Annotated in this window: 13 protein-coding genes; 2 read left to right on the top strand and 11 right to left on the bottom strand. The window is 63.2% G+C overall.

Annotation, left to right across the window (positions count from 1 at the left end):
* Nucleotides 1-6: 6 nt before the first annotated feature.
* The 9 genes from mraY to dksA form a co-directional block, all read right to left on the bottom strand.
* Nucleotides 7-1,185 (bottom strand): phospho-N-acetylmuramoyl-pentapeptide-transferase, encoded by a 1,179-nt coding sequence (gene mraY / locus AAG793_RS11200; RefSeq protein ID WP_341908227.1) that lies wholly within the window; start codon nucleotides 1,183-1,185, stop codon nucleotides 7-9.
* A gap of 78 nt (nucleotides 1,186-1,263) precedes the next feature.
* Complete coding sequence (gene murF, locus AAG793_RS11195; protein ID WP_341908225.1) at nucleotides 1,264-2,673, bottom strand: UDP-N-acetylmuramoyl-tripeptide--D-alanyl-D-alanine ligase; 1,410 nt, start codon at nucleotides 2,671-2,673, stop codon at nucleotides 1,264-1,266.
* Nucleotides 2,667-4,175 carry a UDP-N-acetylmuramoyl-L-alanyl-D-glutamate--2,6-diaminopimelate ligase gene (locus AAG793_RS11190; RefSeq protein WP_341908223.1) on the bottom strand — a complete coding sequence of 503 codons (1,509 nt, stop codon included), beginning with the start codon at nucleotides 4,173-4,175 and terminating at the stop codon, nucleotides 2,667-2,669. Before AAG793_RS11190 ends, murF begins: the two co-directional genes overlap by 7 nt.
* Complete coding sequence (locus AAG793_RS11185; RefSeq protein WP_341908221.1) at nucleotides 4,172-5,905, bottom strand: penicillin-binding protein 2; 1,734 nt, start codon at nucleotides 5,903-5,905, stop codon at nucleotides 4,172-4,174. The genes AAG793_RS11190 and AAG793_RS11185 overlap by 4 nt, the downstream gene beginning before the upstream one ends.
* Nucleotides 5,902-6,228 (bottom strand): cell division protein FtsL, encoded by a 327-nt coding sequence (ftsL, locus tag AAG793_RS11180; RefSeq protein WP_341908219.1) that lies wholly within the window; start codon nucleotides 6,226-6,228, stop codon nucleotides 5,902-5,904. Before ftsL ends, AAG793_RS11185 begins: the two co-directional genes overlap by 4 nt.
* The gene (rsmH, locus tag AAG793_RS11175) at nucleotides 6,225-7,142 is read right to left on the bottom strand and encodes a 16S rRNA (cytosine(1402)-N(4))-methyltransferase RsmH (protein ID WP_341908217.1); all 918 of its coding nucleotides are present in this window, start codon (nucleotides 7,140-7,142) and stop codon (nucleotides 6,225-6,227) included. The genes ftsL and rsmH overlap by 4 nt, the downstream gene beginning before the upstream one ends.
* Nucleotides 7,143-7,151: 9 nt before the next feature.
* The gene (mraZ, locus tag AAG793_RS11170) at nucleotides 7,152-7,580 is read right to left on the bottom strand and encodes a division/cell wall cluster transcriptional repressor MraZ (protein WP_341908215.1); all 429 of its coding nucleotides are present in this window, start codon (nucleotides 7,578-7,580) and stop codon (nucleotides 7,152-7,154) included.
* A 380-nt stretch (nucleotides 7,581-7,960) separates the two neighbouring features.
* Entirely contained in the window at nucleotides 7,961-9,805 is a 1,845-nt protein-coding gene (locus AAG793_RS11165; protein WP_341908213.1) for an STAS domain-containing protein, read from the bottom strand.
* Between the two features lie 36 nt (nucleotides 9,806-9,841).
* On the bottom strand, nucleotides 9,842-10,579 hold the full coding sequence (gene dksA, locus AAG793_RS11160; RefSeq protein ID WP_341908211.1) for an RNA polymerase-binding protein DksA: 738 nt from the start codon (nucleotides 10,577-10,579) through the stop codon (nucleotides 9,842-9,844).
* Here dksA and AAG793_RS11155 point away from each other — a divergent pair.
* A complete protein-coding gene (locus tag AAG793_RS11155) occupies nucleotides 10,536-11,174 on the top strand; it encodes a hypothetical protein (RefSeq protein WP_341908434.1) in 639 nt (212 codons plus the stop codon). The genes dksA and AAG793_RS11155 overlap by 44 nt on opposite strands.
* 192 nt (nucleotides 11,175-11,366) lie before the next feature.
* On the opposite strand, the gene AAG793_RS11150 is transcribed toward AAG793_RS11155, so the two are convergent.
* Both AAG793_RS11150 and AAG793_RS11145 read right to left on the bottom strand, forming a co-directional pair.
* Nucleotides 11,367-12,422, bottom strand: a complete 1,056-nt coding sequence (locus AAG793_RS11150) for a GTP-binding protein (RefSeq protein WP_341908209.1) — start codon at nucleotides 12,420-12,422, stop codon at nucleotides 11,367-11,369.
* 179 nt (nucleotides 12,423-12,601) lie between these two features.
* Nucleotides 12,602-13,792: a class I SAM-dependent methyltransferase gene (locus AAG793_RS11145; protein WP_341908206.1), complete on the bottom strand. Its 1,191-nt coding sequence runs from the start codon at nucleotides 13,790-13,792 to the stop codon at nucleotides 12,602-12,604.
* Nucleotides 13,793-13,918: 126 nt separating this feature from the next.
* Here AAG793_RS11145 and AAG793_RS11140 point away from each other — a divergent pair, with 126 nt between their 5' ends.
* On the top strand, nucleotides 13,919-15,715 hold the full coding sequence (locus tag AAG793_RS11140; RefSeq protein WP_341908204.1) for a 7TM diverse intracellular signaling domain-containing protein: 1,797 nt from the start codon (nucleotides 13,919-13,921) through the stop codon (nucleotides 15,713-15,715).
* Nucleotides 15,716-15,758 lie beyond the last annotated feature (43 nt).

Below are 15,758 nucleotides of genomic sequence, written 5' to 3'. Positions count from 1 at the left end.
GCAAGGTCACCGCAGTTTCAGCGTGGACAGGCCCACGAGGCAAAGCAGCATGGTGATGATCCAGAAACGCACAACGACCTGCGTTTCCTTCCAGCCGGATTTTTCGAAGTGGTGGTGCAGCGGTGCCATCTTCAGCAGACGGCGGCCTTCGCCGTAACGCTTTTTGGTGTACTTGAACCAGGTCACCTGCGCCATCACCGACAGGGCTTCCACCACGAAGATGCCGCCCATGATGGCCAGCACAATCTCCTGCCGCACGATGACGGCAATCGTGCCCAGCGCAGCGCCAAGCGCGAGCGCACCGACGTCACCCATGAAGACCTGCGCCGGATGGGTGTTGAACCACAGAAACGCCAGGCCCGCACCCGCCATGGCCGAGCAGAAAATCAGCAACTCGCCGGAGCCGGGAATGTGCGGGAAGAACAGGTACTTCGAGTACACCGCGCTGCCAGTGACGTAGGCAAACACGCCCAGTGCCGAGCCCACCATCACCACCGGCATGATGGCCAGACCGTCGAGGCCATCGGTGAGGTTCACCGCATTGCTGGAGCCGACGATCACCAGATAGGTGAGGATGACAAAGCCGAACACACCCAGCGGATAGCTCACCTCTTTCACAAAGGGAACCAGCAGGCCGGCTTTGGGTGGCAGGTTGACGTCGAAGCCCGACTGCACCCAGCTGAAGAAGAGTTCCAGCACCCGCATGTTCGAACTCTCGGAGATGCTGAAAACCAGATACAGCGCCGCCACCAGACCGATCAGCGACTGCCAGAGGTACTTCTCCCGCGAGCGCATGCCTTCCGGGTCCTTGTGCACCACCTTGCGCCAGTCATCCGCCCAGCCGATGGCACCGAAGCCCAGAGTGACGATCAGCACAATCCACACGAACCGGTTGGACAGGTCAAACCAAAGCAGCGTGGAGATGCCGATGGACAGCAGGATCAACACGCCGCCCATGGTTGGCGTTCCGCTTTTGCTCAGGTGCGTCTGCATCGCGTACTCGCGGATCGGCTGACCGATCTTGAGCGAAACCAGACGGCGAATGACGAACGGGCCGGCAATCAGGCCGATCAACAGCGCCGTCATGGCAGCCATCACCGCGCGGAAGGTGAGGTACTGGAACACACGAAAGAACCCGAACTCGGGCGACTGGGCCTGAAGCCACTGGGCCAGACTAAGCAGCATGAAACTTCTCCTCCCGGGCCGCATCAGGCCTGGCCGTCGTGCCACACACGGGCGATACAGACATCCAGAGCTGTGGGCTCATGTTTTTTCCTTCATCAGCGGCGTTGAGCCCAACGCGCCCTCACAGGCCTCGGTGACCGCCTGAACCACACGTTCCATCTTCATGAAGCGTGAACCTTTGACGAGCAGGCTGCCCACCTGTGGCAAGCGGTCGCAGACAGCCGCCGTCAGGGCACCCACATCCTGAAAATGCCGGGCCCCCTTGAACGCCGCCGCCGCACGTGCCGACTGGTCGCCAAGGGTGAACAGTGCATCAATGCCCGCGGCTTGTGCATGAAGCCCGGCTTCTGCGTGGAACTGCGGACCCTGATCACCAACTTCACCCATGTCACCCATCACCAGCAGGCGCGGCGCGGGCAGTTCAGCAAGCACATCAATCGCTGCACGCATCGAGTCGGGGTTGGCGTTGTAGGTGTCATCCACCAGCGTGAAGGCACGACCCTGCCAGCGCATGGTCATGGCACGGGAACGCCCCTTCACCGGTGCAAACGCCGAAAGACCGGCTGCAATCACGGGCAGCGGCGCACCGGCCGCAAGCGCACAGGCCGTGGCGGCCAACGCGTTCTTCACGTTGTGCTGTCCGGCAATATGCAGCGAAAAATCGACACGACCAGCTGGCGTGACCGCACGCACCTGCCAACCATCGCCCTGCCAGACCCCCCGCCCGGTGACGTCTGCCGAATCTACTGGACCGGCCAATGCAAAAGTCATGACCCGACGCGCGCCAGCCAAGGCGCGCCAGACAGGTGTGTAGGCATCGTCTGCGGGAAATACCGCCACGCCATCTGCAGGCAGTTCTGCCAGCACCGAGCCGTTCTCACGGGCGACGGCTTCCACCGTGGCCATGAACTCCAGGTGCTCACGCTGGGCGTTGTTCACCAGCGCAATCGTGGGGCGGGCCAGACGGGCCAGATAGCCGATTTCACCGGGGTGGTTCATGCCCAGTTCGACCACGCCCACTTCGTGCGAGGCGCGCAGGCGCAGCAGCGTCAGGGGGACACCAATGTCGTTGTTGAGATTGCCCTGCGTCGCAAGCGCCGCTGCGGCCTTCCACGCTTGCAGGATGGAGGCAATCATCTGCGTCACCGTGGTCTTGCCGTTGCTGCCGGTCACGGCCACCAGTGGCAGGGCAAACTGGCTGCGCCAGCCGGCGGCCAGCTGACCCAGCGCGATGCGGCTGTCAGTCACCTGCAGCCCCGGCAGCCCGGCGGCCTCCAGACCACTGTGCGCCACGGCGGCGACAGCCCCTTGCGCGCGGGCCTGTGCGAGGAAATCATGGGCATCAAAGCGCTCACCCTTGAGCGCGACAAACAGGTCACCCGGCTGTAGCGTGCGCGTGTCGGTGTGAACGCGCACGGGCGTGACGCTGCCGTCGCCCACCAGCCGGGCGCCTGGCAACCACTGCAGGGCTTGCTGCAGGCTCAGCATGCAGCACCTCCAGACGTCGGGCGGACCTGCCGCGCATGCAGCACAGACTCTGCCTCGGCGCGATCCGAGAACGGCAATTGTTCTCCGGCAATCTCCTGATGGCTCTCATGTCCTTTGCCGGCGATCAGCACCACATCCCGCGCGCCCGCAAGCTGCAGCGCATGGGCAATCGCCGCTGCGCGATCAGCCTGCACATGCACTGCGTCGCGGTGGCTCAGGCCGAGCAGGATCTGGCTGATGATGGTCAGCGGGTTCTCATGGCGGGGGTTGTCGCTGGTCACCACCACCTGATCGGCACACTTTTCAGCTACAGCGGCCATCAGGGGACGCTTGATCGGATCGCGGTCACCGCCGCAACCAAATACGCACCACAGCTCGCCACCACGGCCCTGCGCGGTCGGACGCAAGGCGGTCAGTACTTTTTCCAAGGCATCCGGGGTGTGCGCATAGTCAATCACCACCAGCGGCTGCCCATCCCAAGCCAGCGTTTCGGTGCGACCGGGAACCGGCAGCAGGTTGTTGCAGGCCGACACCGCGTCAGCCAGCGGCACACCCATGGCGCGGAGCGCAGCAATCACGCCCAGCAGGTTGGACACGTTGTAAAGCCCCACTGTCGGAACCGACAAGGGGTAAGCCTTGTCACCCTGCTCCACCACCTCAAACTGCAGCACCGCACCGTGCTGGATGTTGATGGCGCGCAGCCGCGCGGGCGACTGGCAGGACACTGTCCACAAATCCACCGCACGTTCAGCCAGCAAGCCGCTGAGCGCGAGGCCCTTCAGGTCGTCCACGTTGACCACAGCCACTTCAAGGCCTGGCCAGTCAAACAGAGCCGCCTTCGCGTCCCAATAGGCTTCCATCGACGCGTGGTAATCGAGATGGTCCTGGGTGAAGTTGGTGAAGATCGCCACCTTGATGGCCGTGCCATCCAGGCGCCGCTCCTGCAGGCCGATGGACGACGCCTCGATGGCACAGGCAGCAAAGCCCTGGTCCACAAACTGCCGCAGGTGCTGCTGTAGCAACACCGGGTCAGGCGTCGTCAGTCCGTTGGAGACCATCGCACCCGGCACGCCGATGCCCAGGGTACCCACCACGCCGCACGGCCGACCGGTCCGCGCCAGCGCCTGTGCCAGCCACCATGCGGTGGACGTCTTGCCGTTGGTGCCCGTGACAGCCATCACCGTCAAATGGCGACTGGGCTCCTCGAAGTAGGCGGCGGCAATCGGACCCGTATCGGCCTTCAGGCCGGCATAGGCAGCCACGCGCGCATCGTCAAAGCCGTAGGCGTCCACGCCGTCCTGTTCAACAAGGCAGGCGCCGGCGCCGGCCGCCAGTGCACCCTGCACGTACTGGCGCCCATCGGTGGCAGCGCCAGGCCAGGCGATGAAACCGTCTCCGGCCTGTACCTGACGGCTGTCGGCGCGCAAGGTGCCGCGCACCTGCGCGCGCAGCCACTGCGCCGCCTGTGCTGGCGACTGGAAGGACGTGAGCGCTGCGCTCAAAACGACTCCTCCACCGTCTGCGTGACGATCTGCGGCTTGACGCTCATGTCGGGCTGCACGCCCATCATGCGCAGCGTCTGCTGCACCACTTCGCTGAATACAGGCGCTGCAGCCACGCCACCGAAGTACTTGCCGTCGCTCGGCTCGTCAATCATCACGCCGACCACAATGCGTGGCGCTTCAATCGGCGCCATGCCGGTGAACCACGCGCGGTATTTGTTGCTGGCGTAGCCTTTGCCCACCTGCTTGTGGGCTGTGCCCGACTTGCCGCCGACCGAGTAGCCGACGGTCTGGGCCAGCTGCCCTGTGCCACCTGGCGCTGCAGCCATTTGCAGCATGCGGCGTATGGCCTTGGCATTTTCCGGCGAGAACACCTGCACGCCCGCGGCCGGCTCGCTGCTCCTGAGCATGGTCACCGGAATGATCTGGCCATCGTGCGCAAAGGCGGTATAGGAATGCGTCATCTGGAACAGCGACGCCGACAGGCCGTAGCCGTAAGCCATCGTGGCCTGCTCGACCGGACGCCAGCTCTTCCAGGGTCGCACCCGCCCCGTCACGGCACCCGGGAACTGGATTTGCGGCTTCTGCCCGTAGCCCAGCGCCATGTAGGTGTTCCACATTTCGTGGGGCGTCATCTTTTGCGCGATCTTGATGGAGCCGACGTTGCTCGACTTCTGGATTACGCCCTCTACTGTCAAGGTGCCGTAGTTGTGGGTATCGCTGATGGTGAAGCCGCCGATGTTGAAGCGGCCCGGCCCGGTTTCGATCATGGTCTGCGGCCGGATGCGCCCAGCCTCCATCGCCATGGCCACGGTGATTGGCTTCATCGTCGAGCCTGGCTCGAAGGTGTCGGTGATGGCCCGGTTGCGCAGCTGATCCCCGGTGAGGTTCTGCCGCTTGTCAGGCACATAGCTGGGGTAGTTGGCGAGCGCCAGCACTTCACCGGTGACGGCGTCCAGCACCACCACACTGCCAGCCTTGGCCTTGCGCGCCGTGACCGCATCGCGCAGCTTCTGGTAGGCGAAGAACTGCACCTTGCTGTCGATGCTGAGCTGGATGTCCTTGCCTTCCACCGGAGGCACCTGCTCGCCCACGCCCTCGACCACACGGCCGAGACGGTCCTTGATCACGCGGCGGGAACCAGCGCGGCCGGCCAGATCCTTGTTGAAGGCCAGCTCGATGCCTTCCTGGCCGTTGTCTTCGACATTGGTGAAACCGACCACATGCGCCGAGGCCTCTCCCTCGGGGTACTTGCGCTTGTACTCCTTGCGCTGGTAGATGCCCTTGATGCCCAGCGCCTGAATCTGCTGCGCCACCGGTTCGTCGAGCTGGCGCTTGATCCAGACAAAGGTCTTGTCCTCGTCGGCCAGTTTTTTCTTCAAGTCGGCCAGCGGCATTTCGAGCAAGCGGGCCAGTTCAGCCAGCTGCGCCTTGGTGGCATCGACGTCTTCCGGAATCGCCCAGATACTGGGAGCCGGCACGCTGGACGCGAGGATGAGGCCATTGCGATCCAGAATGCGGCCACGGTTGGCAGGCAGTTCCAGCGTGCGGGCAAAGCGCACTTCACCCTGCCGCTGAAAAAACTCGTTGCCAAACACCTGCACATAGGCCGCACGACCAGCCAGCCCGACAAACGCGATGGCAATCGCGGCCACGATGAACTTGCTGCGCCACACCGGCGTTTTGCTGGCCAGCAACGGACTGGACGAATACAACACGCTGCGGCTCATGGCTTGGTGCCTCCAGCCACAGGTGCAGCCCCGGATGCCGCAGCGGGCGCCCCTGCGCCCTCCTTGCGAGTCACGTACTGGGTGATCGCTGGCGTGGCGGTGCGCATCTGCAGGCGCTCCTTGGCGAGCTTTTCCACCCGCAGTGGCGTAGCCTGTGCGCGTTTTTCAACCTGCAGCCGCTCGCTGTCGGTCTCCAGCTTGCGCGCCTCGGCAGCAGCCTTTTCCAGCTCCACATAGAGGCGGCGGGACTCATATTGTGTTCGCACCAGATAGAGCGAACTGGCCACCACCGCCAGCAGCAGGAGCAGGCTGAGACGCGTCATGCAGCCACTCCGGTCCGCTCGGCCACCCGCATCACGGCGCTGCGCGAACGCGGGTTGGCGGCGACCTCTTCATCGCCGGGTTTGATACGGCCCAGGGCCTTGAGCTGCATGGCCTGGGGAGCGGCAAACGGCGCGCGGCGGTCGTACACCTCGCGCGAGTGGGCGCTAATGAACTGTTTGACGATACGGTCTTCAAGCGAATGAAAACTGATCACCACAAGACGGCCTCCGGGTTGCAGCACTTTCAGCGCAGCGACTAGCGCCTGTTGCAGCTCTTCAAGCTCGGCGTTGATGAAAATCCGAAGAGCCTGAAATGTACGCGTTGCAGGGTCCTTGCCCGGCTCGCGGGTTTTGACCGCGCCAGCCACGACTTCGGCCAGTTCAGCGGTGCCTCGAAGAGGGCCCCGTTCCTGTCGGCGACGATCAATCGCCTTTGCAATCTGCCCAGCAAACCGTTCTTCGCCATATTCACGAATCACCTCCGCCATGGTTTCTATCGATGCGTCTTCCAGCCACTCGGCTACGCTCTGTCCACGCGTGGTGTCCATGCGCATGTCGAGCGGGCCCTCCTGCCGGAACGAGAATCCCCGTGCGGGGTTGTCGATCTGCGGCGAGCTGATGCCCAGATCCATCAGCACACCTGCCGCGCTGGCGGGTGGAAGCTGTCCGAGGTGCATGAAGCCCTCGTGACGGATCGCAAAGCGCGGGTCGTGAATGGTCTGCGCCTCGGCAATGGCTTCCGGGTCCTTGTCGAAGGCGGTGAGCCTGCCGGCTGGCGACAGTTGCGACAGCAGCAGGCGCGAGTGGCCACCGCGGCCGAAAGTGGCGTCGATGTAGTGACCGTCCGGGTTGATGTGAAGCGCTTCGATGGCTTCGTTCAACAAGACGGTGCGGTGTGTCCATGTGGCGTTCACCGTCTACTTTCAGAAGGAGAAGTCTTTGAACACATCGGGCATCTCGCCCTTCATCTGCTCGGCTTCCTGTGCGGCATAGGTGGCCGCGTCCCACAACTCGAAGTAGCTGCCCATGCCGAGCAGCACCGTGTCCTTACTGATGCCGGCCGCAGCGCGCAGCTCTGGCGACACCAGCACACGGCCGGTGGCGTCCATGTCCACATCCATCGCATTGCCCAGGAAGATGCGCTTCCACCACTGCGCCTGCATGGGCAGCGCAGAAATGCGTTCGCGGAACTTTTCCCACTCGTTGCGGGGGAAAATCATCAGGCAGCCGTGCGGGTGCTTGGTGATGGTGAGCTGGCTGGAGGCGGTCGCGCTCAGGACGTCACGATGCCGAGTCGGCACAGACAGCCGCCCCTTGGTATCGAGAGTGAGAGATGACGCCCCTTGAAACACCGTTAGCAACCCTTGAAAAACACTTTTCACCACTAAATTGCACTTTTTCCCACTTTATCAGGAAAGCCCTTGCAAGCAAGTGGTTTGAAACAATATTTTTCAATGAAATCAAGGACTTAGACGCGAATTTCGATGCGTCTCGACGTTAAAAAGTGTTCTAAATGAAGCACTTAGAAGGGGCAGTGAAAGTAGAGCTTTAAGCGATGGCGTTGCGGCACAGACGAACAGGTCCGTCACAAGGCTCGTCAAGCAAGGGGGGACTGCGGCATCTGGCCCGTCTTGCGCTCGCAGCCGATCACGGCGGGCGGCAGGAGCAGGGGTGGGGCGTCGGAAGGAGGACCAAGGCAACGGCGTTGCCCATAAAGCCCGGCTGAGCGGGCTCAGTCCGCGCGGATGAGCACCCGTGCGTGCTCGGTGATGCCGATCACGTTAAAGAAAGACGCCACGAGGCGGTTCACATCGGAAAAATGGACAGTGCGGTGCTCGGACTGCCGCGCCGACACCCAGTTCAGCAGCGAGCCTGCAGCCGAGAAGTCCACGCGGATGAGCTTGGCGCAGGAAACCACCATCATGTCGGTGCCGACAAACTTGGCCTCCAGCTTGTCCAGCACCTCGATCGCATCGCCCTGGATTTGCCCAGACAGTTCGACCGACAGCAGGTTGCTCATTTGGGAGCTGGCGCCTTCCATGTGGGTATCGCCGTCGAAGGCACTCAGGCTGGACGGCATCGAGTCGCGGTACACGTCACTGATGATGGCCTTGCTGGCCACCACGCCGCCTTGTGCATCAATGGGGCGGTATTCGCAGCGGGCACTTTCCCAGGCGGGTGGAGACACTTCATAGGTGACGCAAAAATCAAGCGCGGCCAGCTCGAAATCATCCGCCTGATTCATCACACGCAGCATCGTGAGCCTCAGCAGCCACCAGCTCTGATCAATGTTGCGATCACCCGACGGCGTGGCATTGTTCAGCACCTTCAGCAGCTGGTCATCACCAATGAAGCGAAGCTGCACCGGCTGCGCCGCCCAACCCAACACCACCTTGTGCAGTGGCTCAATGGCGGCGGCCTCCATGGTCTTGAGGTTGGACCAGTCCAGTCGCCACGGCATCGCCGCCTTGGCCATGGCCGCTTTCAGTGCGGCCACTGTCTGGATGCCGAGTACCGATGGGCACACCCAATCCGACGCCTGACCACCGGCCGCCTTGCCCACCGGCTGACTCAGCTGCTTGACCATGTCGGGCATGGAGAACCACTGCGGTGCCGAGCGGTCGAAACGCTCCACGAACTGGATTGCTGCGGTTTCAAACTTTTCCTGCTGCGCCGTGGCGCGGTACAGGTCAAACAGGGTGAGCCAGGTGTCGGGGTGCTGGGCACGCGAGCCGCCCGGACCCAGAATTTCCAGCAAGCCGGCTTCTGCCCCGGCGTCGTCACCATTGGCAAAGCGGATGGCGGCCTCTTCGACATCCGGGTCGTGGTTGACGACCTCTGCAAAATCCACAGCCGTGAGCTTGGAGTGCGAAAAGCCCGAGGTGCTCCCCTCGTAGCCATCGAGGCTGCCGGGTCGCGTCTTGGCCGCGGGTGACTGTGGCGCAGCCGGGGGCGGTGGACGAGGCTGTGCAGAGGCGGCGCGTGCGGCCGCCAGCGCCACTGCCAAACCGTCGGGCTGGGTGGGCGCGAGAAAGTCCCGCATGGGCAGCGACTCTCCGGGTGGCGGCGCCTTGGGAAGCTCGTTCGGGGCGGTCAGCTTGTAGGCGGTCGGCAAGGCGTTGTCGAGCGGCTGCGAGGTGTCCGGAACCGAGGGGACTGGCGGCGCCTTGGCATGAAGGGGCACATGGGTGGACTGATCGGCGACGCCTGCATGCTTGGTCTTCCACCACTGCATGGACATCTGCGCTTCGATTTCGTCGATCTTCTTGAGCGTGGTGGCCCGGTCGTCCGGCTTGGAGGGCAAACTGCTCTGGAAAAAGGAGGGACGCCCGGTCTGGTCTTGCCCCACACCCACCATGGCTTCGCGCTTGCGCATCTTGCGGAGCATGTCGAACTCGCGCTTGCGCACGAAGTCATTGCGTCGTTTGCGCTCGATCATCTCCTTGAGCAGTTGCTTGCTCATGGCCTCGTCGCGGTCCGAGGCGGAACTGTCCAGCTCGGCCCAGTTGGTGGCCGGATTCCGGACGAATTTCACCATCTTGGACAACAAGCCTGAACCGGTGTCTTCCTTGGACATGAGCCGACTATAAACCCGTTGAAAAACCGGCGTACGTCAGTCGCCGAACATCTTCTGCTTGAGCTCGCGGCGCTGCTGCGCTTCGAGCGAAAGATTGGCGGTCGGACGTGCGATCAGGCGGCCCACACCGATGGGCTCACCGGTTTCATCGCAGTACCCGTAATCGCCGGAATCGATGCGGGCAATGGATTGCTCGATCTTCTTGAGCAGCTTGCGCTCGCGGTCGCGGGTGCGCAGCTCCAAGGCGTGCTCTTCCTCGATGGTGGCACGGTCTGCCGGGTCCGGCACCACGACCGTGTCTTCCCGCAGGTGCTCGGTGGTCTCGCCGGCGCTGTTGTGGATGTCCTGCTTCAGCACCGACAGCTTGTGCCGGAAGAAGGCCAGCTGTTTCTCGTTCATGTACTCGGAGTCCGGCATCGCCTTAACTTCGTCATCCGTGAGCTGCTCGGCTGGCTTGCTTTTCCAGTTGTTGGCGAGCTTGGGGTCCTTCTTGGCAGCCGCCTGCGGTGGCGGCGCGATCACGCGTTCGATCATTGTGGAATAACTGGCTTTGGCTGCGTCTGGCGCATGGGTAGGCACCATCGGTGCGGGCGGGGGTGACTGGGTGGCCACTCGGGCAGAGCTCCGGCGACCGGGTTTGAGCGGCGGGGGCGCCATCAGGGCCGAAGAGCTGACGGGTGCCGCCACCGGAGGTTTGGCAGCAGGCTGGGTAACGATGGGGGCGGCGACCTTGGCCGCTGGTTTGGCAGCCGGCGTGGCAGATGTTTTAGGCAATGGTTTGGATGCGCTTTTGGCAGGTGAAACAGAAGGTTTAGCGGGATGGCTCTTGGGGTTTGCTGTGGGGGTGGGCTTTGCGCTGGATTTTGCGCTCGCCGTTTTTGCGGGTGCCGCTTTCACGGGTGGCTTTTTCGCAGCCGGCTTGGGGGATGGCTTGGGGAGTGGTTTCGCCGCGGATTTGGTGACAGGTTTGGCGGCTGGCTTGGCCACAGGTTTTGCCGACGATTTGGCCGGACTCTTTGATACCGGTTTCCCCACTGGTTTGCCTTTGGCGACGGTCTTGGCGGCTGGCTTCGCGACCGGCTTGGCAGCCTTGGCTTTTGCAGCCACCTTGACTGCCGTCTTGGCCGGCGCTTTGGCTACCGGCTTTTTCACCGGTTTGGCAGGGGCTTTGGCGGCCGTCTTCGCACCCGACTTGGCTGCGGGTTTGGCAGCCTTCTTGGGGGCTGGCTGGGTCTTCTTCGCAAGAACTTTCACGATAGGTCTCCTCTGGAAAGCAGCCTTGGGTCACCCCTTGAACCGCCTCCTCGCCAGGCGGCTCCTCGGCAACCGGGCGATTTCTCTTTCTGTGTCCAGTTTTCCTGGTTTGTAGGCCATCCGCCAGTCGGGGAAATACGCTCCAGCTTGTCCGACAACCGCTTCATCGGTTTCCCCAGGCAACGCCGTCGGCGCGCGATTGTAGCGGCGGGGCACCGCGCCGTAACACTTTCGCAACAAACCGTTGGGGAATCGACACAAACATGGAACGCTCCGCCTGTTTCAGGCCGCTGGCGGACAGCCTAACTCAAACCAGGCACTGCTCCAGCCCTTGCAGAAAAATATCTTTGGGCAAGTCGATGCCGATGAACACCATCTTGCTGTTTTTCTTCTCGGCCTCGGCCCAGGCCGGGCCCAGATCGCTGCCCATCAGCTGGTGGACGCCCTGGAAAATCACCTTGCGGTCGGTGCCCTCCATGAACAACACACCCTTGTAGCGCAACATGCGCGGCCCGTAGATGTTGACCACCGCACCCAGGAAGTCCTCCAGCTTGGCCGGGCTGAAGGGCTTGTCAGAGCGGAACACAAAGCTCTTGACGTCGTCATCGTGGTGGTGATGGTGCCCATGGGCGTGGTCATGCGCATGTGACGGGTGGTCGCAGTGCTCGCCATGTTCGTGGTCATGGTGCTCGTGATCATGCTCATCGGCCTTGAGGAAGTCCGGGTCGATGTCGAGCTTGGCATTGAGGTTGAAGCCGCGCAGGTCAAACACATCGGCAATCGCCACGTCGCCGAAATGCACCGCCTTCTGTGGCGCGCGCGGGTTCATGTGCTTGAGCCGGTGCATCAGCGCCTGCACTTCATCGGCCGCCACCAGATCGGACTTGCTGATGAAGATCTGGTCGGCAAAGCCGACCTGGCGGCGCGCTTCCTGGCGGTCGTTGAGCTGGGTCGCGGCGTGTTTGGCGTCAACCAGCGTGAGGATGGAGTCCAGCAGGTACTGCTCGGCGATTTCCTCGTCCATGAAGAAGGTCTGCGCCACCGGGCCGGGGTCGGCCAGACCCGTGGTTTCAATCACCACCCGGTCAAAGTCCAGCATGCCCTTGCGCTTCTTGGCGGCCAGCAGCTGTAGCGTCTCGCGCAGGTCCTCGCGGATGGAGCAGCAAATGCAGCCGTTGCTCATCTGGATGATGTTTTCCTGGGTGTCGTTGACCAGGATGTCGTTGTCGATGTTCTCCTCGCCGAACTCGTTTTCAATGACGGCAATCTTCTGCCCGTGCGCTTCCGTCAGGACACGCTTGAGCAGCGTGGTCTTGCCGGATCCGAGAAAGCCGGTGAGGATCGTGACGGGAATCAAACTCATGGTGTTTACCTGCTAACAATCAATACAAAAATCAACACAAACAAAGCTGCGGCGCTGCAAAGCGGCACTGGATTCTGCACCTTCACGGACCGCCCGGGACATTTCACTGCGCAAAGCCCTGCTCTTTTCATCTTTATTGCGCCTTTATTCGCCGTGCCCTCCAACTGGCCGCAGCACCCTCAACCGACTGGCCTTTTCACCAGCACCAGCCCCTTGAGGTACTCGCCCTCGGGAAAAGCCACGGTCATCGGGTGATCAGGTGCGCCGCCCATGCGCTCCGAGATGAACGCGTCCACACCGGCGTCGGTGCCGGCAGAGGCCACGACCTTGTGGAACAGGTCGGCACTGATGCCGCCCGAGCACGAATAAGTGAACAACACGCCGCCCGGCACCAGCAGGCCCAGCGCGAGGCGGTTGATGTCCTTGTAAGCGCGGGCCGCCCGCTCGGCGTGGGCTACCGTCGGCGCCAGTTTGGGCGGATCCAGAATGATCGCGTCGAACTGGCGCCCTTCTTTCTGATATTGCCGCAGCGAGGCGTTGACATCGGCATCCAGCAGCGTGGTGCGGCTGGCATCGAAGCCGTTCAGCGCCACATTGGCCCGCGCCCGCTCAATCGCCGGGCCCGATGAGTCAATCGAGGTGACATGACCCGCACCACCGGCGAGTGCGGCCACCGTGAAGCCGCCGGTGTAGCAATAGCAGTTGAGCACCTGACCAAACTGCCGGCGCCGGGTGTACTGAGCGAATTTCTGGCGGCTGTCGCGCTGGTCAAGGTAGAAGCCGGTTTTATGGCCCTCGGCCACGTCCAGACTGAGCGACCAGTCGTGTTCGCGGATGGTCACCGCGGTATCACCCGAACCGGCTAGCCAGCCAGTGGCCTCAGGCAGCCCCTCCAGCGCCCGCACGCTGGCGTCAGAGCGCTCGTACAGGCGTGTGAGCCCGGTTTGCGCCAGCAGGGCCTGCACAATCACGCTCTTCCATTTTTCCGCACCGCAGCTGGAGAACTGCGCCACCAGGGTGTCGGCGTAGCGGTCCACCACCACGCCCGGCAAGCCATCAGACTCGCCGTGGATCAGTCGGCACCCATCGCTCTGGATGTCAAACAGGTTTCTGGCCTGAATCGCCTGGGCAATGCGGGCGCTGAAAAACGACGCGTCGATGCGCTGCGCCTCGTCAAAACTCCACACGCGGGCACGAATTTTGGAGCTGGGGCTGAACGCCGCCCAGCCGAGGAACTGGCCAGCATCGCTTTCCACGCGGACCGTCTCGCCGGCGTCACCACCGCCTTTGGCGATGGCGCCGTCAAATATCCACGGGTGCCGGCGCAGCAGGGAGCGCTCCTTGCCCTCCCGCAGTCGAATTGTTTTCATGGTGCTATTGTCGTGCGGCGCCGATCCAGACTTTCCGCCGCCAAAGTTTGCGACAATCAAAAGTTAATGATTTTTAAGTACTTTTTAGCCGGATGGGTGTTCGGCGGCCGCGTCAGGAGCGCTTCCGTGCAGCGGCCGTCTCCATGGCTGCGCAGCCGCGTGGGCCCTTGGCTGATGGCCTTCGCTGCGGCATGGATGCTGGGAGTCAGTCTGCCCTCCAGCGCCCGCACCATTCTGGACCTCGACACCCGCACACAGCCCGTCGCACTGGAGGATTGGGGCGACTACTGGATAGACAGCACGGGTCAGTTCACGCCTGAGCAGGTGTCAATCACCGACGCCATTCCGTGGAAACCGACCCGCCAGGATGCGATTTATCCGATGACTGCGGGGCAGGTGATGTGGGTGCGCTTCAGCGTGCCACCGGCGCCCGACGCGGAGCGCTGGTATGCCGAGGTCCCCTACCCTTCGGTTGATCGCGCCTCGCTTTACACGCTGGACAGCGCCGGGCAATGGAATGAACAACGCTCCGGTGATGCAGTCGCCGTGAACCAATGGCCGGTTCCGCACCGGCACCCGTTGCTGCCGATTGCCCTGTCTGCCGAGGTGCCCACCAAATACCTGCTGCGCCTTGAAAACGGCCACGCCTTCAGCGCCCCGCTGCAGTTCATCAGCGAGGGCCGGCTCAGCTACCAGGAGCAGCGGGTGTCGCTGATTCTCGGTATCTTCTTCGGCCTCACCGGTCTGGCCGCGCTGGTGTCGGGGCTGGGAGCGGTGTCACTGCGCGACAACGCCTATGGGCTCTACGCGCTTTGCGTCACTCTGATGGGTCTGACGCAGGCCACCGTCACCGGCATTGCTGGCCTGCATCTGTGGCCCACCCTGCCGATGGTCAATGACCTGTCCACCTCGGTGCTTCCCTTGCTCACGGTGTCGGCATCGTTGCTGTTCATTTCAGCCGCCGTGTCGCTTCCAGAGCGCTCGCAGCGCCTGCACTGGCTGATGATCGGCCAGGCCGCACTGGGCGCGCTTGTGGCTGTCGTGCTCACGCTGGTGCCCGCTGCATCGCGCATGGAGATTTTTGTCCCGACGGTGGTGCTGCTGCAACTGGGTGGCATGCTGGCCATGGCCTGGGCCTGGCGTCGAGGTGACCGTTTCGCACCCTGGCTGATGCTGGCTTACCTGCCGGTCATCGCAGCTGCGAGCTGGTCGCTGGCCCGCAGCGCAGATCTGGTGCCCATCGGCTTTCTGACGCAACACGGCATGCAGCTCGCGGTGGCGCTGCATTTGCCGATTGTCATGGTGGTGCTGATGCTGCGCAGCCAGCACCGGCGCGAGAACATCCGGCGGATTCAGGGCCTGGACCGGGTGGACCCGGCCACCGGCCTCATCAACGGCCATGTGTTTGCCGAGCGCCTGATTCGCATGATCGCCCGCTCCGAGCGGCTGCGTCACGAAAGCGCCGTGCTGCTGATTGACCTGATGAATTCGGATCAGATCCAGCGTGACTTTGGCCGCAAGGCAGCCGACGAACTGCCTCTGCGCGTGGCTGCGCGCCTGCTGTCGACGGCGCGTGAAATTGACAGCGCGGCGCGGCTCTCGGAACGGCGCTTTGGCATGCTGGTGGAGGGCCCCTTCGGCGCAGAAGACGCCAGCACGCTGGGCCCGCGCATCGTGGCGCGCTGCCTGATGCCTTACAAGGGCCTACATGTGGACTGTGTGGCACAGGTGCGCGTGGCCTACGCGCTGGTGCCACTGCACGGCTCCAATGCGCAAGGCCTGCTGGCCCAGCTGGAGGAACGCCTCGCCTCAACCCCCGCAGACAGCAAACGGGCGGTGTTCATGCTCAATGAGACAGCGCCCACACCGTCGCCACGGCGGCTGCGCGCGGGCCGGCGAAATGAAAAGGACGCAGTGGCCTGACGCTGCCCGGTCAGCCACTCGGTGAATGACCAATACTTGGGGA

It is taken from the genome of Polaromonas sp. YR568 (assembly GCF_943372955.1).
GTDB lineage: Bacteria > Pseudomonadota > Gammaproteobacteria > Burkholderiales > Burkholderiaceae_C > Polaromonas.
This window is presented reverse-complemented; position numbering and strand designations above follow the sequence as displayed.